Annotated in this window: 21 protein-coding genes and 1 tRNA gene; 6 read left to right on the plus strand and 16 right to left on the minus strand. The window is 73.0% G+C overall.

Annotated elements, in window-relative coordinates:
• The first annotated feature begins 41 nt into the window (after nt 1-41).
• Nucleotides 42-1,691, plus strand: a complete 1,650-nt coding sequence (locus tag D5H75_RS05630; protein ID WP_242454007.1) for a glycoside hydrolase family 10-like protein — start codon at nt 42-44, stop codon at nt 1,689-1,691.
• Nucleotides 1,692-1,790: 99 nt separating this feature from the next.
• Here the strand turns inward: D5H75_RS05630 and D5H75_RS05635 are convergent, their stop codons facing one another.
• On the minus strand, nt 1,791-2,345 hold the full coding sequence (locus D5H75_RS05635) for an HIT family protein (protein ID WP_242454008.1): 555 nt from the start codon (nt 2,343-2,345) through the stop codon (nt 1,791-1,793).
• Nucleotides 2,346-2,699: 354 nt separating this feature from the next.
• Here D5H75_RS05635 and D5H75_RS05640 point away from each other — a divergent pair, with 354 nt between their 5' ends.
• Nucleotides 2,700-3,545, plus strand: coding sequence for an Asp23/Gls24 family envelope stress response protein (locus D5H75_RS05640; protein WP_119925303.1), 846 nt, complete (start codon nt 2,700-2,702; stop codon nt 3,543-3,545).
• Nucleotides 3,546-3,666: 121 nt separating this feature from the next.
• On the opposite strand, the gene D5H75_RS05645 is transcribed toward D5H75_RS05640, so the two are convergent.
• Nucleotides 3,667-4,035, minus strand: a complete 369-nt coding sequence (locus D5H75_RS05645) for a nuclear transport factor 2 family protein (protein ID WP_119925304.1) — start codon at nt 4,033-4,035, stop codon at nt 3,667-3,669.
• A gap of 189 nt (nt 4,036-4,224) precedes the next feature.
• On the opposite strand from D5H75_RS05645, the gene D5H75_RS05650 reads away from it, so the two are divergent.
• On the plus strand, nt 4,225-4,740 hold the full coding sequence (locus D5H75_RS05650) for a hypothetical protein (protein WP_147425070.1): 516 nt from the start codon (nt 4,225-4,227) through the stop codon (nt 4,738-4,740).
• Between the two features lie 88 nt (nt 4,741-4,828).
• Here the strand turns inward: D5H75_RS05650 and thrS are convergent, their stop codons facing one another.
• The 10 genes from thrS to D5H75_RS05700 form a co-directional block, all read right to left on the minus strand.
• Complete coding sequence (thrS, locus tag D5H75_RS05655; protein WP_119925306.1) at nt 4,829-6,793, minus strand: threonine--tRNA ligase; 1,965 nt, start codon at nt 6,791-6,793, stop codon at nt 4,829-4,831.
• Between the two features lie 114 nt (nt 6,794-6,907).
• The gene (locus D5H75_RS05660; protein WP_119925307.1) at nt 6,908-7,129 is read right to left on the minus strand and encodes a hypothetical protein; all 222 of its coding nucleotides are present in this window, start codon (nt 7,127-7,129) and stop codon (nt 6,908-6,910) included.
• 149 nt (nt 7,130-7,278) lie between these two features.
• Nucleotides 7,279-8,304, minus strand: coding sequence for a glycoside hydrolase family 25 protein (locus tag D5H75_RS05665; RefSeq protein ID WP_119925308.1), 1,026 nt, complete (start codon nt 8,302-8,304; stop codon nt 7,279-7,281).
• A gap of 179 nt (nt 8,305-8,483) precedes the next feature.
• Entirely contained in the window at nt 8,484-10,499 is a 2,016-nt protein-coding gene (locus D5H75_RS05670) for a hypothetical protein (RefSeq protein ID WP_119925309.1), read from the minus strand.
• A gap of 277 nt (nt 10,500-10,776) precedes the next feature.
• Nucleotides 10,777-12,525 (minus strand): glycoside hydrolase family 35 protein, encoded by a 1,749-nt coding sequence (locus tag D5H75_RS05675; protein WP_119925310.1) that lies wholly within the window; start codon nt 12,523-12,525, stop codon nt 10,777-10,779.
• A 22-nt stretch (nt 12,526-12,547) separates the two neighbouring features.
• The gene (locus D5H75_RS05680; RefSeq protein WP_147425071.1) at nt 12,548-14,557 is read right to left on the minus strand and encodes a discoidin domain-containing protein; all 2,010 of its coding nucleotides are present in this window, start codon (nt 14,555-14,557) and stop codon (nt 12,548-12,550) included.
• A gap of 116 nt (nt 14,558-14,673) precedes the next feature.
• The gene (locus D5H75_RS43960) at nt 14,674-15,588 is read right to left on the minus strand and encodes a carbohydrate ABC transporter permease (protein WP_202637867.1); all 915 of its coding nucleotides are present in this window, start codon (nt 15,586-15,588) and stop codon (nt 14,674-14,676) included.
• Nucleotides 15,585-16,535 (minus strand): carbohydrate ABC transporter permease, encoded by a 951-nt coding sequence (locus D5H75_RS05690; protein ID WP_119925312.1) that lies wholly within the window; start codon nt 16,533-16,535, stop codon nt 15,585-15,587. The genes D5H75_RS43960 and D5H75_RS05690 overlap by 4 nt, the downstream gene beginning before the upstream one ends.
• Nucleotides 16,536-16,538: 3 nt before the next feature.
• The gene (locus D5H75_RS05695; protein ID WP_119925313.1) at nt 16,539-17,837 is read right to left on the minus strand and encodes an ABC transporter substrate-binding protein; all 1,299 of its coding nucleotides are present in this window, start codon (nt 17,835-17,837) and stop codon (nt 16,539-16,541) included.
• Between the two features lie 57 nt (nt 17,838-17,894).
• The gene (locus D5H75_RS05700; protein WP_119925314.1) at nt 17,895-19,142 is read right to left on the minus strand and encodes a Gfo/Idh/MocA family protein; all 1,248 of its coding nucleotides are present in this window, start codon (nt 19,140-19,142) and stop codon (nt 17,895-17,897) included.
• A gap of 80 nt (nt 19,143-19,222) precedes the next feature.
• Here D5H75_RS05700 and D5H75_RS05705 point away from each other — a divergent pair, with 80 nt between their 5' ends.
• Complete coding sequence (locus tag D5H75_RS05705; RefSeq protein WP_119925893.1) at nt 19,223-20,395, plus strand: ROK family transcriptional regulator; 1,173 nt, start codon at nt 19,223-19,225, stop codon at nt 20,393-20,395.
• 396 nt (nt 20,396-20,791) lie between these two features.
• Here the strand turns inward: D5H75_RS05705 and D5H75_RS05710 are convergent.
• Nucleotides 20,792-20,863: transfer RNA gene (locus D5H75_RS05710), tRNA-Val, on the minus strand.
• A gap of 540 nt (nt 20,864-21,403) precedes the next feature.
• Between D5H75_RS05710 and D5H75_RS05715 the strand changes: the two genes are divergently transcribed.
• Nucleotides 21,404-21,820 (plus strand): SsgA family sporulation/cell division regulator, encoded by a 417-nt coding sequence (locus D5H75_RS05715; RefSeq protein WP_119925315.1) that lies wholly within the window; start codon nt 21,404-21,406, stop codon nt 21,818-21,820.
• Between the two features lie 63 nt (nt 21,821-21,883).
• Here D5H75_RS05715 and D5H75_RS05720 read toward each other — a convergent pair whose 3' ends face one another.
• Nucleotides 21,884-22,522, minus strand: a complete 639-nt coding sequence (locus D5H75_RS05720) for a DUF305 domain-containing protein (protein ID WP_119925316.1) — start codon at nt 22,520-22,522, stop codon at nt 21,884-21,886.
• A 57-nt stretch (nt 22,523-22,579) separates the two neighbouring features.
• Between D5H75_RS05720 and D5H75_RS05725 the strand changes: the two genes are divergently transcribed.
• Complete coding sequence (locus D5H75_RS05725; RefSeq protein WP_242454009.1) at nt 22,580-24,007, plus strand: LVIVD repeat-containing protein; 1,428 nt, start codon at nt 22,580-22,582, stop codon at nt 24,005-24,007.
• A gap of 84 nt (nt 24,008-24,091) precedes the next feature.
• Here D5H75_RS05725 and D5H75_RS05730 read toward each other — a convergent pair whose 3' ends face one another.
• Both D5H75_RS05730 and D5H75_RS05735 read right to left on the minus strand, forming a co-directional pair.
• On the minus strand, nt 24,092-24,949 hold the full coding sequence (locus tag D5H75_RS05730) for an aminotransferase class IV (RefSeq protein WP_119925318.1): 858 nt from the start codon (nt 24,947-24,949) through the stop codon (nt 24,092-24,094).
• A 177-nt stretch (nt 24,950-25,126) separates the two neighbouring features.
• The gene (locus D5H75_RS05735; RefSeq protein WP_119925319.1) at nt 25,127-26,161 is read right to left on the minus strand and encodes a chorismate-binding protein; all 1,035 of its coding nucleotides are present in this window, start codon (nt 26,159-26,161) and stop codon (nt 25,127-25,129) included.

The raw sequence follows: 26,161 nt of genomic DNA on the forward strand, positions 1-26,161 counted from the left end.
TCGGCTTGGTCACTCCTTGATTCCTGCCACACTGGGGAGCAATGCGTACTCACACACGGGTGGCCGTCCAGATCGCGATCGCCACCCTCATCGCGGTCCTGATCACCACGGTCGCGCTGTTCATCACGCGCGACGGCGACGGCGCGGGCCTGACGGCCGCGCGGATGGCCCCGCAGGGCGACACCGCCGGCCGGGCGGCCGCCCCGGAGGAGGGGTCCGAGGCGGTGCCCGAGCGCTGCAAGGCCGACCCGCGCCACGCCAAGCGGCAGTTGCGCGGCGTCTGGATCGCCAGTTACCAGAACATCGACTGGCCGTCCCGCGCGGGCCTGCCGGCCGAGCGGCAGCGCGCCGAATACGTCAAGATCCTGGACACCGCCCGCAAGCGCGGCCTCAACGCCGCCTTCGTGCACGTCCGCCCGACCGGCGACGCGCTCTACGACTCCCCCTACGAGCCGTGGTCGCAGTGGCTGACCGGCACCGCGGGCAAGAACCCCGGGTGGGACCCGCTGCCCTTCCTCATCGAGGAGGCGCACAAGCGGGGCATGGAGTTCCACGCCTGGTTCAACCCCTACCGCATCTCCGCGAAGCTGACCGACCCGGGCAAGCTGCCCGCCGGGCACCCCGCGCGCGAGCACCCGTCCTGGACGGTCAAGTACGCCGGGGGCCTGTACTACAACCCGGGCCTGCCCGAGGTCCGGGCCCACGTGACCAAGGTCATCAAGGACGTCGTGTCCCGCTACGACGTGGACGCGGTGCACTTCGACGACTACTTCTACCCCTACCCCGCCGAGGGCGTGAAGTTCGACGACGACGCCGCCTTCAAGAGGTACGGCAAGGGCATGAAGCTGGCCGACTGGCGGCGTGACAACGTCAACCGGCTGGTCGCCCAGGTGCACCGGACGATCCACGACACCAAGGAGCACGTGCGGTTCGGCATCAGCCCGTTCGGCATCTGGCGCAACAAGGGCGAGGACCGCAGCGGCTCCGACACCAAGGGTCTGTCCGGCTACGACGCCATCTACGGCGACGCCCGCACCTGGATCAAGAAGGGCACGGTCGACTACATCGTGCCGCAGCTCTACTGGCCGATCGGGCACAAGGCCGCCGACTACCGCACGCTGGTGAAGTGGTGGTCGAACGAGGTCAAGGGCTCCGGCGTGGACCTGTACATCGGGCAGGGCCTCTACCGGGTCGGCACCACCGACGACCCGAAGTGGCGCAACCCGGGTGAGCTGCCCGCCCACCTGGCGTACAACCGGAGGTTCCCGGCGGTGAAGGGCGACGTCTACTTCAGCGCCAAGCAGGTCATGAGCAACCCGTCCAAGGTCTTCGACCGGATCGGCGCGGCGCACTACGACCGTCCCGCGCTCGTCCCCGCCACCGCGGACGGCCGGGGCCCCGAGGCCGTGGGCGAGCTGTCCGCGACCGCCTCCGGCAAGGGCGCCAAGCTGACCTGGCAGGCCGCGGAGGAGGCCCGCGCCTACGCCGTCTACCGGCTGCCCGGCTCGGTCTCCGAGCCCGGTTGCAAGCTCGCGAGCGCCCGCGACCTGGTCGCGGTGGTGCCCGCGAACGGCGAGGGACGGCAGTCGTACACCGACGCGGGGCGCGACGGCAAGGCGGTGACCTACTTCGTCACCCCGGTGGACCGCCAGCACCGCGAGGGCAAGGCCCAGGCCGCCCGGGTCTCCTGACGGCCGGCGAACGCCTGAGCGCGAGGGCCGGGGTCCCGATCGGGACCCCGGCCCTCGCGTTCTCCCGTCTCCGGGTCCGCCCCCTCGCGGGGCGGCGGGTCAGCTCGCGGGCCAGGCTTCGGCGAGCATGTCCCGGGTGTCGCGCAGCAACTGCGGGAGCACGCGCGTCTGGCCCACCACCGGCATGAAGTTCGTGTCGCCGCCCCACCTCGGCACCACGTGCTGATGCAGGTGGGCGGCGATGCCCGCGCCGGCGACCGAGCCCAGGTTCATCCCCACGTTGAAGCCCTGCGCCCCGCTGGCCTTGCGCAGCGCCGTGAGCGCCCGTTTGGTGAACTCCGCCAGCCCCGCCGTCTCCGGCCCGTCCAGGTCGGCGTAGTCGGCGACGTGGCGGTAGGGCACGACCATGAGGTGCCCGGAGGTGTACGGGTAGAGGTTGAGCACCGCGTATACGGCCTCGCCCCGGGCCACGATCAGCCCGTCCTCGTCCTTCATCTTCGGGATCTGGCAGAACGGACACCCGTCGCCGGGCCCGGATCCCGAGGGCTTGTTCTCGCCCTTGATGTAGGCCATGCGGTGGGGCGTCCACAGCCGCCGGAAGTTGTCCGGCACGCCGGCGCCCGCCTGCTCCTCCAGGTCACCCGGTTCGGTCATGCCCAGCAGCATATTGTTTCCGGCCCCGCCGCCCGCGCACGGGCTCGCCCATCCCGCGCGCCCGCGCCGCGCCGCCCCCGCGCGCCTCATCCCGGACGACGGCGCCCCTCATCCCGTACAGCGGCGCGCCTCAACCCGGACGGCGGCGCGCCGTACGGCGATCTTCGCGAGGGAACGGGCAGCGCGGATGATCACGGATGAAAGCAGCAATCGCGGCTTTCGGGATAAATATCAATGTTCCCGGCGACACTTTCCCGAATTACCGGCAGAATGCGGAAGGCGGCCTTGATCCTGAACCTCAGGAAGGCGGTTCGCGCCGACAGTCCCGGCTCCAGGAGCTTCGAAGGAGGCCCAGTGACCGATGTCGCGGGCGTGTCCCTGCACCAGAACGACAACGGCGGCTCCTACTCCCCGCCCGCCGTGCCGGCACCCGCCCACGAACCCGGTCCCCCGCCCGACGGCCCGCGCCCCCACGGAGCGCACCGGGCGCCCGAGCCCGGCTCCGGCGGCCACCCCCTCGCCGCCCCCTGGATGCCCTCAGCGGCCCCCAAGACCGAGGCCCCCGGCGACCAGGACAGGTCGGCCGCGCAGTCCGCCACCGGGCCCTCCCCCGCCATGGCCCCCGACGCCGCCCGCCCCGTCACCGACGCCGACACCGCCCCGCGCTACCGTACGGCTCGCGCGGACCGCGCGTTCGACGGGCGCGAGCCGTACCCGGCCTATCCGGTGGAGGAGCCGACGCTGGTGGCGGCGGCCGACCCGCTGTCCCCGGCGGCCGAGCCCACGCCGTACATCGCCCCCTCGACCGCCGTCGTGAAGGGGAGGATCGAGGTGAAGGACGAGGTGGTCGAGAAGATCGCGGCCCTCGCGGCCCTGGAGGTCGAGGGCGTCGCGGGGCTCGGCGGCGAGCCCGAACGCCTCCCCGGACCGCCGCAGGACAAGATCGCCCCGCGCCGGGGCCTGCCCGGCGCCCGCGCCCGCATCGCCGACCGGCAGGTCTCGGTGAACGTCGTCATCGCCATCGAGTACGGCCACGTGGTCATGGACGTCGCCAAGGAGGTCAAGGCCAACGTCGCCCGCGCGGTCAACCGCATGCTCGCGCTCCGCGTGGTCGAGGTCAACGTCACGGTGGACGACGTGCGCATGCCCAAGTCGCGCGGCAGGCGCGCCGAGCCCTCCCCCGCCCCCGCCCGTTCCTGACGGACGCCGCCATCGCGCCGGGGCGGGTGTCCCGGCGCGATGGCGGCGTCCGTGGCGGGCGACGGCTCCTGCCGGGCCCGGATCGGGGCGGGCGGGCGCAGGGCCCGCCCGCACCGGCGGTTCAGGCTCCGGCCGGCACCTTGTCGAGGAAGCCGAGCACCTGGCCGATCCGCCCGTCCGCGCCGAGCACCGCGACGTCGAAGCCGATCACGACCGGCTCGCCGCCCTCGGGCCCCAGATGCCAGGTGAACCGGGCGATGTCGTGGTGGGCGTCGACCGCGCCGCCCAGGCTGAACACCAGGCCGCCGAACTGCCCCTGGACCGCCGCGATGGTGGCGTCGAGCGCGTCCAGGCCCTGGACGGAGGCCAGCGGGTCGGTGTACACCACGTCCTCGGCGAAGACCTCCGCCATGACGGCCCGCCGCGCGGTGGCGTCGGTCTCGTTCCACGCGGCCAGGTAGCGCTGGACCAGCTCGTTCATGTCGCTCATGTCGTTCTCCTCAAGGTCGTGCTCTCTTGTGACCACAACGCTACGGAGCCGGGGACGACGGGGAATCAGTCGCGCTTAGGTACTTTCCGCCCGGTCCGCAGGAGGCCGCCCGTCCCTCCGGGCGGGTCAGGCGGCGGGTCGCGGCGCGGGCGGGGAATCGGCGCGGCGGGCGTCGGCACAATGGTCGGCATGGACGAGAACGCCCGGAGCGAAGAGTGGTGGGAGCGGCAGGCCGCCCGGCAGGTGGAGTGGTGGACGAAACGGATGGAGGGGCAGGAGGAGGAGAATCTCCGGCAGTACAACCTGATGTACGGCGGGCTGATCGGCATCGGGGTCATCCTGGTCCAGCCGTTCCTGACGGTGGACGCCTCCACCCTCAGCCTGCCCGCCAAGATCTGCGTGATCGCGTTCTCACTGGCCATCCCGCTGCTGGCCGCTCTCATGGTGCTGAACCGGCAGGAAACCTACCGGCGGCGCCCCACGAGGTCGATCTTCGCGCGCGTGGCGAGGGAGTCCGGGCTCGGGCTCGGCTTCGTCGGGATGGTCGCCGGTTTCTGGCACATCATGCCGCTCGCCGGAGTGGCCGTCCTGGTCGGCGGGATCCTGGGCCTGACCGTCTACGTGGTGGGCTTCCAGCGCGTGGAGGAGGAGGACGCCCAGGCCGCCGCCGGTCCCGCCGGTCCCGCGGGCCCGCCCTCACCCTGACCCCGCCGGGCGAGGACGCCCGTACGGCCGCGCCCCGCCCTCGCCTCCCGGAGCCGGGAGAGAGGGACGGGGCGCGGCCGTACGCGGGTCAGATCTGGACGCGCTCCTCGACGGCCTTGACGATCTCGGCGACGGCCTCGTCGATCGGGACGCCGTTCTTCTGCTCGCCGCTGCGGTAGCGGAAGGAGACGGCGCCCTTGGAGACGTCCTCGTCGCCGGCGAGCAGCATGAACGGGACCTTGGCCTTCTGGGCGTTGCGGATCTTCTTCTGCATGCGGTCGTCCGCCGTGTCGATCTCGACCCGGACGCCGTGCCCGCGGAGCCTGGCCGCGACCTCCTCCAGGTGCGGGATGTGGGCGTCGCTGATCGGGATGCCCACGACCTGGACCGGGGCCAGCCACGGCGGCAGCGCGCCGGCGTAGTGCTCCAGCAGGATCGCGAAGAACCGCTCCACCGACCCGAACAGCGCCCGGTGGATCATGTACGGCCGGCGGCGGGAGCCGTCCGCGGCCTGGTACTCGATGTCGAAGCGCTGCGGGAGCTGGAGGTCCACCTGCAGCGTGGAGAGCTGCCAGCGGCGGCCGATGGCGTCCCGGATGTGCACGTCGATCTTGGGGGCGTAGAACGCGCCCTCGCCCTCGGCGACGACGTACGGGATGCCGACCTCGTCCAGCGCGTGCTTGAGCGCGGCCGTGGCCTCGTCCCACTGATCCGGCTCGCCGACGTACTTCTCCGGCCGGGTCGCCAGCTCGGCCTCGAACTCCGTCAGGCCGTAGTCGCGCAGCAGGCCGAGCACGAACGACAGGAGCGAGGTCAGCTCACCGGCGAGCTGCTCGGGCGCCACGAAGATGTGGGCGTCGTCCTGGGTGAAGCCGCGCGCCCGGGTCAGGCCGTGCAGCACGCCCGACTTCTCGAACCGGTAGACCGTGCCCAGCTCGAACATCCGCAGCGGCAGCTCGCGGTAGGACTTGCCGCGCGCCTTGAAGATCGTGATGTGGAACGGGCAGTTCATGGGCTTGGGGTAGTACGTCGCCCCCTCCATCTCCATGGGGGGGTACATGCCGTCGGCGTACCACTGCAGGTGCCCGGAGGTCTCGAACAGCGTGGACTTGGCCAGGTGCGGCGTGACCACGAACTCGTAGCCGGCCTGCTCGTGGCGCTGCCGGGAGTACTCCTCCATGACGCGGCGCACGAGCCCGCCCTTGGGGTGCCAGACCGCGAGGCCGCCGCCGATCTCGCTCGGGAAGCTGAACAGGTCCAGCTCCGCGCCGAGCTTGCGGTGGTCGCGCTTCTCGGCCTCCTCCAGCAGCTTGAGGTATTCGTCCTGCTTCTCGCGGGACTCCCACGCGGTGCCGTAGATGCGCTGGAGCTGCGGGTTCTTCTCGCTGCCGCGCCAGTAGGCGCCGCCGGAGCGCATCAGCTTGAACGCCGGGATGTCGCGGGTGGTCGGCAGGTGCGGGCCGCGGCACAGGTCCTTCCACCGCAGGTCGCCGCTCTTGGCGTCGACGTTGTCGTAGATCGTGAGCTGCCCCCCGCCGACCTCGACGCCGGCCTCGTCGTCCGCGCCGCCCTTGAGCGTGATCAGCTCCAGTTTGTACGGCTCGGCGGCCAGTTCCTCGCGCGCCTGCTCGTCGGTGACGGGGCGGCGCTCGAAGAGCTGCCCCTGCTTGACGATCTCGCGCATGCGCTTCTCGATGCGCTTGAGGTCCTCGGGCGTGAAGGGCGCGGGGACGTCGAAGTCGTAGTAGAAGCCGTTCTCCACGGGCGGGCCGATGCCCAGCTTGGCCTCGGGGAACAGCTCCTGCACGGCCTGGGCCATGACGTGGGCGGTCGAGTGGCGCAGGATGGCCCGGCCGTCGTCGCTGCCGATCTCGACCGGCTCGACGGCGTCGCCCTCGCTCAGCGGGGCGGCCAGGTCGCGCAGCTCGCCGTTGACGCGGGCGGCGATGACGGTCTTGCCGTCGGCGTCCAGCGCCTGGCCGGCCGTCGTGCCCGCCGCCACCACACGCTCGGCTCCGGCGAGGGTGATGCGCATTTCGGCAACGGCAGACACGAGCACTCCTTGGCGTAAAGGGTCGCGGGCGCGGCCGTACCACCGCGCGCGGGGGAACCGTCGGCGTTCCCCGCACGATGGTATCGAGCGTCGGCCGCGCCCGTCGCCACGTGCCTATCCGCCGGGCCCGGCGAGCTTCTCCAGATCCACCTCGACGCCGGTCTCGTCGCGGGCGAGGGCGGTGCTCAGGGCCACCTCGGCGGCGTCCGCCGCGGCCCTGGCCATGATCGTGTGCGTATGCGCGCGGTCGAACTCGCCCAGCCCGATGCAGTCGAACGCCACGCGGGCGTCGTGGACGGCGGACTGGAGCTGGCGCGCGGCTTCGTCAAGGCTCATGGGGGCCGGCCTCCTCGGGTATGGGGGACTTGTCACCGGGTCTGTACCCACCGGGAACACCCTTCTCACCGCCCCCACCCATCACTCCTGGCCGGGCGGGGGGATTTGGAGCGCTCCATACCCCTTCGCGGCGTGAACACGCGCGCGGGTCAGGTCGCCAGGCGGAACTGGCTCTCGGTGACGGTGACGGGGTAGTCGTTGGCGTTGGAGACGCGGAAGCGCACGCGGTGCCGGTCGTCGAGGTGGTCGAAGCAGTAGAGGGCGACGCTGATCGTGCCGCCGTCGCCGATCCGGTCCTCCCGGTGCACCTCGGTGCCGGCCTCGCCGGTCTCGCGGTGGTAGCGGGAGAAGTGGAGCGTGACGCGGTCCCCCTCCTTCAGCCCCTCGATCGTGGCCCGGGCCCACAGGTGGTAGTCGCGGGTGACCTTGGGGCTGATCGACGACCCTCCGTCGGCGTGGAGGTTGTCCAGGTCGATGAACTCCACGTTGTACTCGATGGCCTCGGCGCTCCCTCCGGCGACCGTCTGGCGTTCGCCGATGGACATGCCGAGGACGCACAGTCTCTTCATGATCTCCTCTTCCGCGGGGCCCCCGAGGCCGAGGCTGCGCAGCCGTACGGCGGGGCCCTTGAAGACGTTGTGGTCGACCGGGCTCGCCGCGTGCTGGTGCACCGCCCAGTCGTCCCAGGGCTGGGGTACGGCGGGCCGCCCGGGGGCGTCGCCGTGCGCGGCGAGCCAGAGCGGGTAGCCGCCCAGGCCGGCGCAGTGGCCCGCGCGGGCGAAGGCGACGTGGGTGAGCACGAGGGGGCGGACGCCGGCGTCGCCGGTGACGTGGGAGCACCACGCCCGGGCGTAGGCCGCCACCGCCTCGGGATCGCGGCCCCCGGCGTCCTGGAGTTGCAGGGCGAGCAGGTCGCCGGTCAGGAATCCCCGCGCGCGGACGGCGGCGAGGAAGTGCCCGGCCTCGGCGAGCGGGTCGCGCCCGGGCCGGGCGCGGTGGCAGGCGCCGCGCAGGAGCCCGTGGGAGCGGGTCTGCTCCCAGTTGCGGGCGAACTGGCGGTCGTGGCCGTCGTCGCCCTCGGTGGCGCGCACGAACGCGAACGAGACCCCGGCCTGGCGGTGGGCGGCCCAGTCGACCGCCCCCAGCCAGTCCGAGACGTCGATGCCGTGCAGCATGTGGGGGGCTCTCCGCGGCTGTCGGGGCGTCGCGGACAGCGGGCTCCGGCGGGTGCCGGCACGCCGGGGGCACCTCACGCCCGCCGGCGCGGCCGCCCGCGCACGGGCGGATCCGCGACGGCGACGATTTTACTCAGCCCGGCCCGCCCCCCGGGTCCGGACCGCGATAAAGCGGGCGATCAGCGCTTGAAGAGGGCGACCTTGGCGAGCGTGATCTTCTCCACGACCACGGCGTAGTCGTTGCCGTTGATGACCCGCAGCCGGCCCCGGACCTTCTCGTCGAGGTTGAACTGCCCGCCGATGCTCGCCTCGACGCGGCCGTTGGGCCCGGCGACCACGCTGAGCCGCCAGGGCTCGTCCACGACCTTGTCGGCGTCGCGCTGGAGGCGGGTCCAGGCGATGTCCACGCGGTCGCCCGGCTTGACGTCGCGGATCTTCACCAGGGCGTCGCAGATGGCCCAGCGCGACTCCCCCACGCTGATGGAGGAGCCGTCCTTGCCGTGGTCCTCGCCGGTGTCGTCGTATTCCACGTGCCACTCGACGGACTCGGTGGCCTTGGCCGCCACGGACTGGTCGCGGCCCGCGGTCAGGGACAGGATGTGCGGCATGTCGTCCTCCTCGCCGTCACCGTCGGCGGGCATCCCGGCCCGCACCCACTTGTAGAGAGCGCCGCCCGGGCACGACGTGGAGATGTGGTCCCGGTGCCCGTTGACCCGGTCCCGGGCCCCCTTGGACCAGAGGTACTCGACGGTGGACCTGATGCCCGCCAGCATCTCGGGCGTCACCTTGTCGCCGTCGCCCATGAGCGCGCACACGGCGTACCAGTCGTCGTTCCCGGCCGTCGTCCCGTTGGCGGCCGTGCGCCGTCCCAGCCACCGCCCCTCGAACGTGTAGCCGTGCCTGCACACCATCGCGGTGTTGCCGGTGAAGTAGACGGTGCCGCGCCGGCGGGCCAGCCACGTCTGGTTGGGGGTGCGGGGGCACCAGACCTCGCCGCGGTGGGCGACGCGCCGGACCGTGAACCCGGGCGCGGGGCGAGGAGCGAGGCGGCTCCGGTTCCGGACGCGGACCGTCCACTGCCCGTCCGCGTGCGCGCCGGTGGGGGCGCGCCTGGTCAGGCTCGCGTTCATGCCCGCCAGGATGGCCGCGAACTGGAAGGCCTCGGCGGCGGCCCTGCTCTCCCGCGCCAGGCGGCCGTGCCCGGCGTCGCAGGCGCGCAGCGAGGTGTCGATGAACAGCCGGAGCTGGGCGGGGGTGAGCCGCCGCAGGAAGTCGTGCCGGGGCACCAGGTCCGGGGCCTGCTCGGCGAGGACCGCGCCCGCGTCGGCGGAGAGGCGGAACACGAACTCGCGGCCGTCGATCGCCTCGCGCCAGGGGGGCTCGCCACCCGTGCCTTCGCCGCCCGCGCCCTCGCCGCCGGTCTCCTCGCGGGGCGAGCCGGGCGTCGGCGGGCCGAAGACGCCGTGCAGCGCCGCGCGGATCCGGTCGGCGTCCCCGGGGCGCCCGGCCGCCCGGCGGACGGTCACGTCCGCGCCCCGCCCGCCGCCGGGGACGAGCCGGCCCCGGGTCCAGAACCAGGCCACGAGCTCGACGAAGGAGTCCGACCACTTGGGCTCGGCGGGCAGGTCGGCGCACGGCGCGGCGATGGGGATCCGGTCCCGGTGACCGAGCGTCTCGGTCGTGGCCCACCGCCGGTCGAGCCCGCACGCCGCCTCCGGGGGCCCGCCGGCGGCGCCCGTCCCGCCCGCCGCGCGGCGCCCGGGGCGCTCGACCGGCCAGCGGTGGTCGGGGGTCGTGAGCGAGGAGTGGCCGGCGCCCTCCATCGAGATCATCTCGCGGTCGCGGGCCCCGAACACGCACACCTCAAGGACCGGCTGCCACTCCGCGAGGCCCGTCTCGTGGTTCAGGGTGAGGACCAGGTCGCCCTCGCGCAGGGCGGAGTGGGCGCGCCAGCCGTTCTCCGTGAGGATCTCGGTCTCGGCGTCGGCGCAGTAGGCGATGTCGGCCCAGCCCCGGCCCTTGATGTGGAACCGCTGGATGTTGCGGACGATCTCCGGGCAGCGGTCGTGCGAGTAGTCTCCGAGCTTCGATCCCTCGTAGTGGATGGTGACCCCGCCCTTGCCCGGGGATATGTTCCGGGAGGCGGGCGAGGTGACCGGGCGGGCTCCCCATTCCTTGCGGGTGACGAGCTTCAAGACCCCTCCTTGGCTACGCAACACGCTACGCCCGACTACTTAAAGTAGTCACCAAGCCGGCTCTGAGGCAACGGAAACGGAGACGTCTCCTTCCCCGATTCCCCCGCGGGCCCCGCCCGCTCACGCCGTACGGCGGGCGAACCGGACATCACTCGCCTCCCGGGCGGGGCGGCGCGCGGACGATCACGATCGGGCGGGGCGGGGCGGCCGGGGCCGGCCCGCACCGGGCGGGCCCGCGGGCAGGAGCGGCCCGCGGGCGGGGGCGGGGCGCGGCGGGTCAGTCCTCCTCGGCGAACCAGCTCTCGTAGGTGCGGTCCGGGCCCAGGTCGGGTTCGGAGCGGATCTCGACGGCCGGGCCGGCCGGGCCGGCGGGGTCGGCGTCGAGCTCCAGGACGACGATCTCGTTGGCGCCCTCGCGCAGCAGGGGGCCGGGGAGGTAGAGGGTGACCTGCGGGCCCTTGTCCCAGTAGCGGCCCAGGTGGAACCCGTTGACCCACACGTGCCCCTTGGTCCAGCCGGGGAGGGCGAGGAACGCGTCCAGCGGGCCCTCGGCGTGCAGGACGCCCCGGTGGAAGGCCGGTCCGGCCGCGCGGGTGGCGCGACCCCAGGGCAGCGCGGACACGTCCGAGAGAGGGAGGGGGTCGATCTCCCAGCCGAACAGGTACTGCCGCTCGTGGAGCACCCCGTCCAGGATGCCCTTGCGCTCGCCGACCAGCGGCCCGTAGTTGACTCGGCCCATCGCCTCGACGACGAGGGTCAGCCCGGCCCCGCCGGCGGGCACCTTCAGCGGGGCCTCGCAGCGGCCGTCCCGCTCCAGGATCGCCGCGGGCTCGCCGTCCACCAGCAGGTGGGCGCGGTCGTGCAGGCCCTTGACCCGCAGCGGCAGCGCCTCGTCGCGCGGCCCGGGCACGCGGGTGCGGTAGACCGCCAGGCCGTACGGCAGGCCGAGTTCCTCGAAGGTCATCGTCGCGGCGGAGCGCACGGTGCCGGTGGACAGCGCGTCCAGGCAGTCGAGCAGGGCCAGGCGCTCGGTGAGCTCGACCCGCCCGGCCGGCAGCCGGGGGGCGTCAGGCTCGGCGGGGGGCGGCGGTAGCTCGGCGCGGCGGCCGAGGACCTCCCGGTAGGCCCAGAACTTGGGGGTGAGCGCGCCGCTCTCGGAGATGGGCGCGTCGTAGTCGTAGCTGGTGACGGTGGGCTCGTAGGCGCCGTCGGCGTGCGGCCCGCCGGCGTTGGCCCCGGCCGTGAAGCCGAAGTTGGTGCCGCCGACGGCCATGTAGACGTTGACCGACCCGCCGAGGCCGAGGATCCGCTCCAGCTCCGCGGCGGCGTCGTCCGCGTCGCGGGTGGTGTGCAGGTCGCCCCAGTGGTCGAACCAGCCGTTCCAGAACTCCATGCAGAACGGCTCGTCGCCGGGCCGGTGGCGGGCCAGTTCGGCGAACTGCTCGTCGGCCCGGCGGCCGAAGTTCACCGTGGCGCGGACGCCGGGCAGGGTGCCGCCGGTGAGCATCAGGTCGCTCGCACCGTCCGAGGTGAACAGCGGCACGTCGATCCCCCGGGCGCGCAGCCCGTCCGCCAGGTGGGCGAGGTAGGCCGGGTCGTGCCCGTAGGAGCCGTACTCGTTCTCGACCTGGACCATGATCACGTTTCCGCCCCGGGTGACCTGGTGCCGGGCCAGGCGCGGGATCAGCTCGTCGAAGAACCGGTCCACGGGCTCCAGGAACCGCGGGTCGTGGCAGCGCAGGGGTCCGGGGAGCCACCAGGGCAGCCCCCCGTTCTCCCACTCCGCGCAGATGTACGGCCCGGGGCGGACGATCGCGCGGAGACCGGCGTCGGCGGCGGCGCGCAGGAACGCCTCCACGTCGGCGATGCCGTCGAAGACGAACTCGCCGGGGCGCGGCTCGTGCAGGTTCCACGGCACGTACGTCTCCACCGTGTCCAGGCCCATGGCCCGGAGCTTGGCGAGGCGGTCCGGCCACTGGGCCGGCAGCGTCCTGAAGTAGTGCATGCCGCCGCTGAGCACGGTCATCGGTGTGTGTTCCCCCGATCTGTCAGGTGGTGACGATCTCGTACAGAGCGAAGTTGCCCCATCGCAGGTGGGCGCCGCGCACCACGAGCCGCACCTTGCGGGTGGTCACGGGGCGCGGCAGCGTGATGGTGCGCTTCTCCACGGTCGCGGTGTTGCCCGACCAGGCCGGCTTCTGGCCGGCGGCCTGGGTCACCCAGGCGGAGCCGTCCCAGGTCTGCACGTCCAGCTCGGAGATCCCCTGGCCGGTCGCGAAGGCCGTGTGCAGAGTGATCGCGCCGACGCTCCGGTCCTGACCGTAGTCCACGTCGATCGTCCCGGGGAAGGTGATCCCGCTGTCGGCGCTGCTCCAGGAGGTGGCGGTGTCGCCGTCCACGAGGCGGAACGGGTGATGGCCGCCGAGCTGGGCGTAGGAGGTGGTGGCCGTGGTCACCGGCGGCGCGCCGGTGTACTGGTGGAAGCCCCGGTCGGGGGCGGTGGCCGGGACGGTCCCGCCGAAGTAGTCGGCGGCGCCGGGGGCGAGGCTGACGCCGCGGCCGCGCGCCGGGGAGTCGGCCTGGAGGCGGTGGCCCTCGGGGGTGGTGCCGGGGGCGGCGAGCCGGGGGTCCTTCTTCACGGCGTTCATGTCGCCCGCGGGCGCGACGGGGGTGGCGGTGCCCCAGTAGAGGTTGGCGTCGTAGACGGTGCCGTTGGCGGTGTCGTAGCCGGCGGTGGTCTTGTTGTAGAAGACGTTGTTGCGGACCTTGATGCCGGTCGCGTTGTTGTAGACGCGGACGATCCGGCCGAGCGGGTAGGTGCCGGCGCCGCTGAACGGGGGTTCCACCACGACGACGCGGCCCCCGGCGTACACGGTGTTGTTGTGGATGTCGGTGCCGACGGTGGCGGTGGACAGGCCGAAGACCTCGTAGCCGTCGTCCACGCTGAGGTTGTACCGGACGGTGGTGTCGCGGGTGGGGGCGGCGGCGAAGGAGACGGCGATGAAGAAGCCGCCGTCGTTGTGGTGGCTGTAGTTGTACTGGACGAGGCTGCGGTTGTTGTCGGCGTCGGCGTCGAACCCGTGGCCGTCGCTGCCGGGGCCGTTGAAGCCGGTGTGGGAGACCTCGTTGCGCTGGACCACGATGTCGTCGTTGCCCTGCCACCAGATGCCCACGTTGCCGCCGGTGGTCTTGGTACGGCCGCGCACGGCGCGCTCGACGCGGTTCCCCTCGACGACCGCGCCCGCGGTGTGCATCGGGGTGATCCCGCCGCCGGTCACGTCGTGGACGTGATTGCCGCGGATCCGCACGCCGGTGCTCGGCGTCCAGGTGACGACCTCGCTGTCGGGGACGCCGGTCTCCACGGGGTAGAGGCTGGTCATGCCGTTGCGGCGGGACCAGGTGGACCACATGATGATCCCGTACGACCCGATCTTGGAGATCTCGTTCTTCTCGATGAGGAGGTTGTGGAAGTACGTCGGGGTCGTGTTGCCCCGGATGGAGATGAGGAGCCCGGCCGCGCCGACGCTGTGGCCGCCCTGGCCGCTGACGTCGTGGATGTCGAGGTTGCGCAGGGTGACGTTCTCCAGCTTGCCCGCGTCCTTGGCGTACAGGTTGACGCCGCTGCGGTAGACCGAGGTGTCGGCGCCGAGGTTGGTCACCTCCAGGCCGTCCACCGTCAGGTCGTGGACGTTGCTGACGCGCACGGCGGCGTCCACCTGGCCCTGGCCGTCGATGACGGGCTTGGCGCCGGAGCCGTACGAGCCGACCAGGGCGGGGCTGCCCGGGGCTCCGGCGCCGGTGACCGTGAGCTGCCCGGTCCAGCGCTGCCCGGCCCGGAACAGCAGCTTGTCGCCGGGGCCCAGGGCCGTACGGCTCGCGCGGGCCAGGCTCTTCCAGGCCGCCGCCTCGCTCGTGCCGGCGGCGGCGTCGTCACCGGAGGCCGCGTCGACGTAGTAGGTGGTGCCCGCCGCGGCCGCCGTGCCCGCGTGGGCGGGTGTGGCGAGCGGGGCCGTGGCCGCGAGCAGCGCGAGGGCCGCCATCGTGATCCGTGTTCGCACCCTGCCGTCCTTTCGGGGGATCCCCCGGGGGTCTTCCGGGGGTGGGGAGAGGGGTGGGATGGGGAGAAGGATGGGATCGGGAGAGGGAAGGGGAAGGGGAAGGGGAAGGGGAAGGGTCACTTGCCGATGCCGGCGGTCATGCCCTCGACGATCCGGCGGCCGAGCCAGAGGTACAGCACGACCATGGGGTAGACGAGGATGACGATGCCGGCGAACAGCCCGCCCCAGTCGGAGCTGTACTGCATGGAGCTGTAGAGGCCGAGCAGCGCGGCGGGCAGGGTGCGCTGGTCCGGGGTGGGGGCGATCAGCAGCACCAGCAGCGTGGAGTTCCACAGGCCGATGACGTTGAGGACGAGCACGGTCACCAGGCCGGGCCGGGCCAGCGGGAGCACGACCCGCAGGAAGGTCCGCAGCGGGCCGCAGCCGTCGATCTCGGCGGCCTCCTCGACCTCGTGGGGCAGGGAGCGCATGTAGCCGGTGAGCACGAACACCGAGAACGGCAGGGAGAGCGCGACCTCGAAGATCAGCAGGGTGATCCGGTCGTCCCACCAGCCGGTGACCCAGTCCTCCATGAAGGTGTAGAGGGAGAGCTTGGCCACCACGATGGGCACGGCCAGGGTCTGCACCGGGATGCTCAGTCCCATGGCGAAGTAGCCGGTGAGCGGCCCGGCCAGGCGCCGCTCGGACCGGGACAGCGCGTAGGCGGCGGGCGCGGAGAACGCCACGATGAGGAACGCCCCGAGTCCGGTGATCACCAGGCTGTTGAGGGCGGCGCTGGAGAACTGGGCGGCCTGCCAGGCGGAGGAGTAGTTGTGCCAGGCGGGGTCGGCGGGCAGGCCGAACGGGTCGGTCCAGACCTGGCCCGAGTCCTTGAGGGACTGGAGCCCGACCCAGGCGACCAGCAGGAGGTTGAAGACGACCCAGGCCCACAGCGCGATCGCGGTCAGCCGGGGCACCAGGACGTCGCCCAGCAGCCGCGCGAGGGGCCGGGACGGGGCGGTCCCGCGGGGGCGGGCGGTGACGGCGGTCATGACAGCTCCACTCGATCGCGCCGGGTGACGCGGCGCACCAGGACGATGAGCACGGCGGTGACCAGGAGCACGACCATGCCCATGGCCGCGCCGGCCCCCAGCTCGGGCACGCCGTTCATCGAGACCGAGACGTACTGCTGCACGGCCGCGGTGCGCGCCTGGAGCGGCGGGGTGCCCGGGGTGCCGCCGGTGGTGAACGCGATCACGATCTCGAAGACCTTGAGGCTGTTGACCACCCACAGCACCGCGGCCACCGCGAACACGTCCCAGGTCAGCGGGAGCGTGATGTGGCGGAACTGCTCCCAGCGGGTGGCGCCGGCCAGCGTGGCGTCCTCGTACACGTGGGCGGGGATGGAGTCCACCGCCGACATCATCAGGGCGATGTAGAAGCCGGTGGTGGACCAGACCAGGCCGCCGATCACGCACTTGAACACCAGGTCGGGGCCGAGCCAGGGCTGGGCGTCGACGCCGAGCCAGCCGAGCGCGTCGTTGACGACGCCCTTGGGGTTGAGCAGGAACCCGACGGCGGCGCCGACCGCGATCGCCGAGACGATCATCGGCAGGAACACCACCGAGCGGATGAAGGCCCGCCCCTTGAGGTGGCGCAGCACGACCATCGACAGGAAGGTGGCGCCGAACACCAGCCCGCCGCCCGCGACGGCCAGCACGAAGGTGTTCACGAACGACCGCAGGAAGGCCTCGCTGCGCAGCAGGGCCAGGTAGTTGTCCAGCCCCCGCCAGGTCATCTCCGAGCCGGGGCCGGCCCAGGAGTGCAGGCTGACCCACAGCCCGTAGAACGAGGGCAGGACGAACAGCAGGGTGTAGACCAGGAGCGCGGGGAGCAGGAACGGCCAGAAGGCGCGTTCGCGTGCCGGCCGCAGCCGGGTGCCCCGGGCCTCGCGAGGCGGCGCCACCGGGGGCGCCTCCAGAAGGGTTCCCGCTCCCATCGGTCAGCTCTTCCTGGACGCGATGTGGTCGGCGGCCTTCTTCTTGCCCTGCGCGACGAACGCCGCGGCGTCGATCTTCCCGGAGATGAGCTGGTCGTGCAGCGGGAGGAAGACGTCGTTCCACCAGGACTTGTCGGCCGCCGCCTCGTCGTAGGTGCGGTGGGTGGCCGTGGCCGAGGCGACGTCCTTCTGCACGCCGGCCAGGTGGGCGGGCGCCGGCACGTCGGCGCGGGAGGGGATGTTGTCGGCCGCGGTGGCGATCTGGGAGACGTACTTGCTCTGCAGGAAGAAGGCCAGGAACTTCTTGGCCGTCTCCTTGTTCTTGCCCTTGGCGTTGACGCCCCAGCCGAGGGTGCCGACCTCGACCGAGTCCTTGCCGCCCACGGGGAGCTGGAAGGAGGCGACCTTGGCGCCGGAGCCGAGCTTGGGCTTGGTCTCGGAGGCGAGCCAGGTGCCGTTGAGGTTCAGGTCGTACTCGCCGGCCGCCCACGCGTCCTGGGCCGCGGGGAACTTGGTGGCCATGAAGTCCTTCTGGAAGTACCCGCCCTTGGCGAGCTGGGCGACCTTGCGGGCCGCCTCCAGCACCTCGGGCCGGTCCCAGGCGGCCGGGTCGGCGGACAGCGCCTTGAGGCTGCCGGCGCCGTTCGCGCGGACCAGGGCGCTGTAGAACCAGTAGACGTTGTAGAAGTTGACGGTGCCGTCCTGGCCGATCGGGACGCGCCCGGCCTTCTTGGCCTTGTCGAGGTAGGCGATGAACTCCTCCCAGGTCTTGGGCGGGGCGCTCGCGAGCTCGGGGTGGCGGGCGGCGTCGAACCACACGGCCGTCGAGATGATCGTGTGCGGGACCAGGCCGAGCCCCTTGTCGGTGGAGGACGCGGTCTTGACCGCCGCGGGCAGCACGTCGGCCACGGTCTTGCCCTCGCCCGGCACCTGCGCCGCGAGCACGTCGTCGAGCGGAGTGAGCAGGTTCTGCGCCTGCCAGGTGGCCAGGTTGTCCGTCGCGGCGTCGAACAGGTCGGGCCCGCGCCCCGCCGCCATCTCGGTGGGCATGCTCTCGCCGCCCTTGCGCCCGACGAAGGTGACCTCGACCTTGGCGCCCGTCCGGGCGGCGAAGTCGTCCAGCGCCGCCTTGAAGATCTTGGCCTGCGGTTCGGCCTCGCCCCACGTGGAGCGGTAGACCAGTGACTCCCGGGCCTTCTCGCCGGTCGCGGAGTCGCTGTTCTTCTTGCCGCAGCCGGTGACGCCGAGGGCGAGCGCGCCGATCGTCAGAACGGCGGCGGCCCGGGACTGCCACGTTCGCATGGTTTCGCCTTTCTCAAAGGATGCGTTGCGGGGGATGCGCAGCGGGATGTCGGGAGGTCAGGGGGCCAGGGACACCACGGAGCCGGTACGGCGGGCGTGCTCGGCGGCCCAGACCACGCGGTGGGTGGCCAGGCTCCCGGCGGCATCGGTCAGCACGTGCGCGGGGTCGCCGTACGCGACGGCCGAGACGAACGCGTCCATCAGGGACCGGTCGCCGCCGCCGTGGCCGGTGGCGGCCGAGGCGTCGGCCCCCGCCCCGGTGTCGATGACCTCGACCGTGTCGGTGACGAAGTCGTGCACGCGCAGCACCACCCCGTCGCCCTCGATGGAGCCGTGGGTGCCGAACACCCGCGTCTTGCGGTGCTCCAAAGCGGCGAACGCGGTGACGGTGCAGGTGGCCGAGGTCCCGTCGGCGAACTCCAGGGTGACCACCTGGGTGTCCACCACGTCGTTGTCGCAGGCGTAGACGCACCTGCCGTACGGCCCCTCGCGCAGCGCCGTCAGCACGCCGGCCTCGGTGTGGTCGGCGGTGACGGCCGACAGCGGCCAGAACTCCTTCTCGGGATCGCCGAGGCAGCCCAGGTACAGGCGGGTGGCCGAGTACGGGCAGGAGGGCTCGACCGGGCAGTCCAGGCACCGGTCGGCCGCGCCGGGCGGGCGGTGCTCGGGGCGGAAGTGCACCAGGTTCCCGAACGAGGAGACCCGCGCGGGCAGGCTCCCCTTGACGTGGACGATCCAGTCCAGGTCGTGGCACGCCTTCGCCAGTAGCATCGGTGCCGAATCGGCCTCGCTGCGCCAGTTGCCGCGGACGAAGGAGTGTGCCTGGTGCCACCAGCCGACCTGTTCGAGGTGCTGGATGTTCATGATCTCGCCGACGCGGCCCTTGCTCACCAGGTCCTTCAGGACCCGGGTGTACGGCGAGTAGCGCATGACGTGGCAGACCGCGAGGATCACGCCGTGGCGCTCGGCGGCCTCGGTGATCAGGGCCGCCTCCTCCTCCGCCGGCGCCATCGGCTTCTCCAGGAGGATGTGGTAGCCGAGCTCGGCCGCGCGCACGGCGGGGCCGACGTGCATGCGGTCCTGGGTGGCGATGATCACCGCGTCGGCGCGGCGTCCCCCCGCCAGGAGCTCGGTCCAGTCCGCGAAGACGTTCTCCGGCGCGACGCCGTGCTCGGCCGCCATGGCCTCCCGCCGCCCCGGGTCGGGCTCGGCGACGGCGACGACGCGAGCGCGCCCGCTCTCCAGCGCGTGCCTCGCGTACCCCTGGCCGCGCAGCCCCGCCCCCACCACGGCGAGTGTGATCATCGACGTCCTCTCGGGTTTGGTACTTTATTAATGAAAGCTGTTTTTATTTGTCGGACCGGATGCGTGTCAAGGGGGCCCAGGTGAGGATTCGCGGCGGAGACAGCTCGCGGCTGCGGCGGATCAACCTCGCCGAGACGCTCCGCGCCGTGCGCGGGCACGGGCCCATCGGGCTCACCGACCTGGCCCGGCGCGCCAGCCTGTCCCGCCCCACGGTCGAGAGCCTGGTCGAGGAACTGCTCCAGACGGGCTGGCTGCGTGAGCTGCCCCCGGAGTCGGGCCAGCTCGGCCGGCCCGCCCGGCTCGTCCGGTTCCGCGCCGACGCGGGCCACGTCCTGGGCGTGGACATCGGCTCCTACACCGTCCGGGCGACCGTGGCCGACCTGGACGGCGAGGTCGTCGCGACCCACGCCGAGCCCGCGGGCCCCTCCGCCGGGCGGGCGGAACGGCTCGCGGCGGTGCGCACGGCGGCCGGCGCGGCGCTGGCGGCGGCCGGGGTGGACCCGGGCCGCGTCAGCGCGGTGTGCCTGGGCACGACCGGGGTCGTCACGCCCGCCGGCGTGGTCAAGCTGTCCGTCGGCCTGCCCGAGTGGACGGGCCTGGACCTGGCCGGGGAGTTCGCCGCCGACTTCGGCTGCCCGGTCCTGGTGGAGAACGACTGCAACCTGGCCGCCCTGGCCGAGCGCTGGAACGGGGTGGCCAGGGGCGTGGACGACGTGGTGTTCGTGCTGTCGGGCGTCCGCACCGGGGCCGGCATCCTGATCCGCGGCGAGCTGCTGCGCGGCGGGCGCGGCGGGGCCGGCGAGATCGGCGCGCTTCCTCTCGTCGGGTGGCACCGCGCCCCCTCCCACCTGGCCGGATACCCCGGGCTGCCGGAGGAGGCCCCGCCGGAGGGGGTCGCCGCCTACGTCCTGGCCCAGGCGCGCCGGGGCGACCCGGCCGCCCGCTGGGCCGTCGAGCAGTACGCCCACGACCTGGCCGAGGGCATCGCCGCGCTGGTCCTGACCGTGGACCCCGACCTCGTCGTGCTGGGCGGCGGCGTCTCGCGCTCGGCCGACGTCCTGCTCGACCCCCTGCGCCGCCACCTCGACCCGCTCTGCCTGGAGCCGCCGGCCGTGGCCATCTCCACCCTCGGCGACCAGGCCGTCGTCCTGGGCGCGGTCCGCCACGCCCTCGACCACGTGGACGCCCGCCTCTACGACATCGACTCCCCCCTCCCCCAGCCCGCCCTCTCCCCCGCCACGACTAATCCTTAGACCTTGGATAAAGCCCCCGCCCGAGCCGGAGAGCGCGGAGCCGGCCGGTCAAGGCCGTACGGCAGCGGCGGGAGCCGGCGAAGGCCGTACGGCGAGGCGGGGGCGGCGGAGGCCGTACGGCATGGCCCGGCCACCCGGCCGGGGTCATGAGCCCGGAGACGCGGCGGAGCGCGGGCGCCGGCGGCCGGCGTGGGCCCGGGCGTCGGTGAAGACGCGGGCGGGCCGCCCTGTCGAGGCCGCCCTTGTCGCTCCTCCGGGAGCGCGCCGCGCCTCGTCCCGCCAGACGGCGCGCGCGATCCGGCGGCCAGGTCACCCGGGGGTGACCACCGGGGATCCGTAGCTGTGCGCAAGCGAAAGGGGCCAGTTCCGTGATTGGGACTGGCCCCTGACGTGGGGTGGGCGATACTGGGATCGAACCAGTGACCTCTTCGGTGTGAACGAAGCGCTCTCCCGCTGAGCTAATCGCCCCGGTGCGGTTTGTTCCGCAGGAAGAACAATACAGCACCGCCGGGGTTCTTGGCGCATCGACGAGATCGGGATGCCCGACTCCAGGGCGATCGGGGCCGCCGGGGCAGGCCGGCGGGCGGCGGGGCCCGGACCGGGGGTACACACGTGATGATCAATCCTGCGGCCGGGGCCGGTGGCGGTCCCGGGGTCCTTCGCGGCCCCGGGGACGCCCGCGGCCCGTGGCGCCGTCGCGTGGCGGGCAAGGCGGCCCCATTTTGTGCCCAGCCGCCGCGGGGCCGCGCCAAGCGGGGGCAACGGGTCACCAGGCCGGCCCGTGCTGATGCCGATGGCATGGCCAAAAACTCTGGGGGTACGCCCAAGTTAGGCCGATTTTGGCAGGTCATGCCCCGAATGTCGGGCTGTGATGTGTGTTACAGATGGGCCTCGCGGCGGAATTCTTCCTACAGGTTTTCTTGTTCCGCGTCATAGCTCACAGCGATGTCCGTTGGAGCAGCGACAGCCCCGTTGAGGGGACCCGACGACGAAAAGGTTTGGCTGACGATGAACAGCACCACCATCTCCGCCGAGCTGGGCCTTCGCCTTGTGGTCCCCGACCGAACCACCGTCCCCCTCCTGGCCGGGCTCACCTACTCCGCGGACGACCCCTACGCGATCCGCATGGCCTTCCACGTGGGCAACGATGAGCCGGTCGAGTGGATCTTCGCCCGCGAGCTGCTGACCGTCGGCATCGTCCGGCGCGTGGGCGACGGCGACGTCCAGGTCTGGCCCTCCCAGTCCGACGGCGAGCGCACGCTGCACATCTGCCTGACCTCCCCGTTCGGGCAGGCCCTGTTCGAGGTGCCGCTGCCGCCGCTGACCGAGTTCCTGCACCGCACCTACGACCTGGTGCCCGCGGGCCGCGAGTCGGAGTACATCAACCTGGACTCCGAGCTGGAGAACATGCTCTGGAGCTCCTGACCGCCCGCGGCGCCCGCGCGGCCGTACGGCCCGCGCGCCGCCGCCCCGGTCCCGCGCGCCCGCTCAGCGCAGCAGCGCCCGCATCCGGGAGATCTCGGCGGTCTGCCCCGAGAGCACGTCGCGCGCCAGCGCGCGGATCCGCCGGTCCCGCCCGTCCCTGAGCACCTCGCGCGCCATCGTGAGCGCGCCCTCGTGATGGGCGATCATCAGCCGCAGGAACGACCGGTCGAACTCCTCCCCCGACGCCCCGGCCAGCGCGTCGAGCTGCCCGGGCGTCGCCATGCCCGGCATCGGCTCCGCGCCGTGGCCGTGGCCGTCCGGCGGCCTGCGCCCCTGGTCCGCCAGCCAGGACCGCATGACGACGATCTCCGGCCCCTGCGCCGCCTCGATCCGCGCCGCCAGCGCCTTGACCGTACGGCTCGCGCCCCGGCTCGCCGCGAGCGCGGTCATGCGCAGCGCCTGGGCGTGGTGGGGGATCATGCGCTCGGCGAACAGGACGTCGGCCGCGTTGGCGGCGGGCCCGCCGAGCGGCACGCGCTCCCCCGGCGCCGCCGTGCGGGCGGCCTCTCCGGGGCCGGCGGGGGCGACGACGGGCGGGCCCGACGAGGGCACGACGCCGCCCTGGGGCGGGGCCGCCGAGCACGCGGCGGCGGACGCCAGGGCGACCCCCGCGAGAGCCCGTCTCGTTGCCAGTCGCCTCACAAAACTTCCATACTTGGGCAAATACGATCACGTCCAGCCTAAGTGAGAGGCCGTGTTGTGGCGAAAACCAGGCGCAGCGCCGTACTCGGCCTGATCGCCCTCCTCACCGCGGGCCTGACCGCCTGCACGAGCGTCCCCGCGGCGGCCCCGGAGAGCCCCTCGCCCTCCCCGCCGGCGTCCGCGCCGGCCGCGGGAGCCGCCACCCCGCCGCCGCAGCAGGCGAGCAACATCCGGCACGTCGCGCTCGGGGCGAAGCGGGCGCCGTTCGACCAGCGGGGCGCGTGGAACTCCGACCTGGCCTTCCAGGGCAACCACGCCTTCGTCGGCAACTACGGCGGCTTCACGGTCTACGACATCGCCGACCCCGCCCGCCCCCGCGTCGTGAGCCAGGTGGTCTGCCCGGCCTCGCAGAACGACATCTCCGTCAGCGGGAAACTGCTGTTCCTGTCGGTCGACGAGCCGCGCACCGGGGAGAGCTGCGAGAGCGCCGACGGCGGCCCCGGCCCGGGCGGCGCGTGGGAGGGCATCCGGATCTTCGACATCAGCGACGTCCGGCAGCCGCGCTTCGTGGCCGCCGTCCGGACCGACTGCGGCTCGCACACGCACACCCTGCTGCCCGACGGCGACGACGTCTACGTCTACGTCTCCTCGTACGGCCCGCAGGAGGGCTTCACCGGCTGCGAGCCGCCGCACGACAAGATCTCGATCATCCGGGTCCCGCGCGACGACCCGGCCGCCGCCAAGGTGGTGGCCACCCCCGTGCTGTTCAAGGACGGCGGCCAGAAGGGGAACCTGGGCCCCTTCGACGAGACCAGCGGCTGCCACGACATCACGGTCTACCCCGAGAAGCGGCTGGCCGCCGGGGCGTGCATGGGCGACGGGATCCTGCTGGACATCTCCAAGCCCGCCGCGCCGCGCGTCCTGGACCGGGTGCAGGACACCGAGAACTTCGCCTTCTGGCACTCGGCCACGTTCAACAACGAGGCGGACCGGGTCGTGTTCACCGACGAGCTCGGCGGCGGCACCTCGGCCGTGTGCACCCAGGCCATCGGCCCCAAGCGGGGCGCGGACGGGGTGTACGACATCGTCGGCGAGGGCGACGGGCGCAGGCTCAGGTTCCGCGGCTACTTCAAGATCCCGCGTCACCAGGAGCCCGGGGAGAACTGCGTCGCGCACAACGGCAACCTGGTGCCGGCCAAGGGCCGCGACATCATGGTCCAGGCGTGGTACCAGGGCGGCGTCTCGGTCTTCGACTTCACCGACCCGGAGAACGTCCAGGAGATCGGGTACTTCGACCGCGCCGCGTTCCGCGGGGACAGCCTCGCCGGGTCCTGGTCCGCGTACTACTACAACGGCCACGTCTACTCCAGCGACATCCAGCACGGCCTGGACGTCCTGAAGATCACCCACCCGTCGGCGGCCTCCGCCGAGTCGGTCCGGACGACCGAGCTCAACGCCCAGACCCAGACCTCCTACAAGGAGTGACCCGCTCCCCCCGAGCCGGTACGGCGCCGCGCCCGCCCCTCCGTGACGTACGGCGGGCGCGGCGTCTCCGGGGGCCTCAGGGGGTCACGGGTCGAGGTCGGCGGCCGAGCGCTCGGCGAAGACCTTCATGGCCTCGGCGGTGACCGGGCCGGGCGCGGCCGGGAGGAGGCGGCCGTCCACGGCGCGGATCGGCTGGACGTCCCGCGTGGTGGAGGTGAGGAAGGCCTCCTCGGCCTCGTACAACGCGGAGAGCGGGACGTCCTCCTCCACGCCGCCGGACCACTCCAGGACCAGGGCGCGGGTGACGCCGGCGAGGCAGCCGGACGACAGCGGCGGGGTGACCAGGCGGCCGTCGCGGACGAGGAAGACGTTGCTGCCCGTGCCCTCGCACAGGTTCCCGGCGAGGTTCTGGAAGATCGCCTCGCCGCCGCCGCGCTTCTTGGCGTAGGCCAGGGCGACGGCGTTGTCGCCGTACGACGTGCTCTTGACGCCCGACAGCGCGCCGCGCTCGTTGCGCGGCCACGGCACCACGACCACGTCGCCGGTGGCGGGGAACGGCTTCTGCTCGCCGGCGATGACGATCGCGTTCGCGCCCACGTCGCCGCGGTCGGAGCCGAGGGGGCCGGGGCCGCTGGTGTAGGTGACGCGGACGCGGGCGAGCGGCCAGGCCGGCGACTCGGCCAGGACCGCGTTCACGCCGTCGGCGATGGCGGCCAGGTCCGGCTCGGGCAGGCCCATGGCCTCGGCGGACCGGCGCAGGCGCTCCAGGTGGCGGGTCAGCGCGAAGGACCGCCCGGCGACGGCCTTGATCGTCTCGAACACGCCGTCGCCCACCATGAGCCCGTGGTCGAACACCGAGACCACGGCCTTCCCGGGTTCCAGCAGGATCCCGTTGACCCAGATGGGGGACTCCCTGCGGGGTTCGGCCGCGTCCGCTGTCATGTCGTCGTCTCCTCGATGGATGGTCCGCCGGTCCGGCTGGCCCGGGTGGTCTGCGTGCTCTGCGTGCTCTGCGTGGTGTGCGTGGTGTGCGTGGTGTGCGTGGTCTGCGTGGTCTGGATGGTCTGCGTGGTCTGGACGGTCAGGTTGACCGGGGTGGCCGGGAAGGCCGCGCCGGTGTCACCGTGGCCGCGCGGGCGGGGTCCCGCCGTCCGCCGCGCCCGGCCCGGAGGCCAGGGCGATCAGCCGGGACGCCTTGAGCTCGGTCTCCCGCCACTCCGCCCGCGGGTCGGAGGCCCAGGTGATCCCGGCCCCCGTGCCGAAGCGCAGCACGCCCTCCTCGATCCAGAACGTGCGGATGCCGACGGCGAGCGCGGCGCGGCGCCGGTCGGCGTCGACCCATCCCACAGCCCCACAGTATGGCCCCCTCGGGTGCCGTTCGAGGCGTTCGAGGACGCGCAGGGCGGACGATTTCGGCGCGCCGGTGACCGACCCTGGGGGAAACGTGGCCTCGAACAGCTCGGGCCAGCCCGCCCCGGCGCGCAGCCGCGCCCGGACGGTGGAGACCAGGTGCACCAGCCCGGGGTGCTCCTCCAGGGCGCACAGCGCGGGGACGCTCACCGAGCCGGTCTCGGCGACCCGCCCCAGGTCGTTGCGGACCAGATCGACGATCATGACGTTCTCGGCGTGGTCCTTCTCCAGCATCTCCCCGGCGGTGGGCGCGGTGCCCTTGATCGGCCGCGACTCGATCACGTCGCCGTCGCGCGAGAGGTACAGCTCCGGCGAGGCCGACACCACGGTCAGGCCGGGGACGTGCACGGTGGCGGCGTACGGCGCGGGGTTGCCGCGCGCCAGCCGTACGGCCAGGGCGGCGGGGTCGGCGCGGGAGGGGTCGGGCAGCGGCGCGGACAGGATCCGGCACAGGTTGGCCTGGTAGACCTCGCCGCGCTCGATGTGGCCGCGGATGCGCCCGACCCCCTCGGTGTACGCCTCGCGGTCCAGGGAGGACGTCCAGTCGCCGGGGGCGGGCCCGGCCCACTCGCCCGCGGCGGTCAGGGGCGCGCGCCTGACGTCGTCGAAGCGGGCGCAGGCGACCTTGCCCTCGTACGTCACGACGACGGCCCACCAGCCGCGTGATTCGAGCGCGCCGAGGTCCGTCGTGACGTCGCGGAGCCGGGTGGCGAGACGTCCGCCGATGTGGGCGAAAGCGGTCAC

Source organism: Bailinhaonella thermotolerans (assembly GCF_003594875.1).
Lineage (GTDB): Bacteria > Actinomycetota > Actinomycetes > Streptosporangiales > Streptosporangiaceae > Bailinhaonella > Bailinhaonella thermotolerans.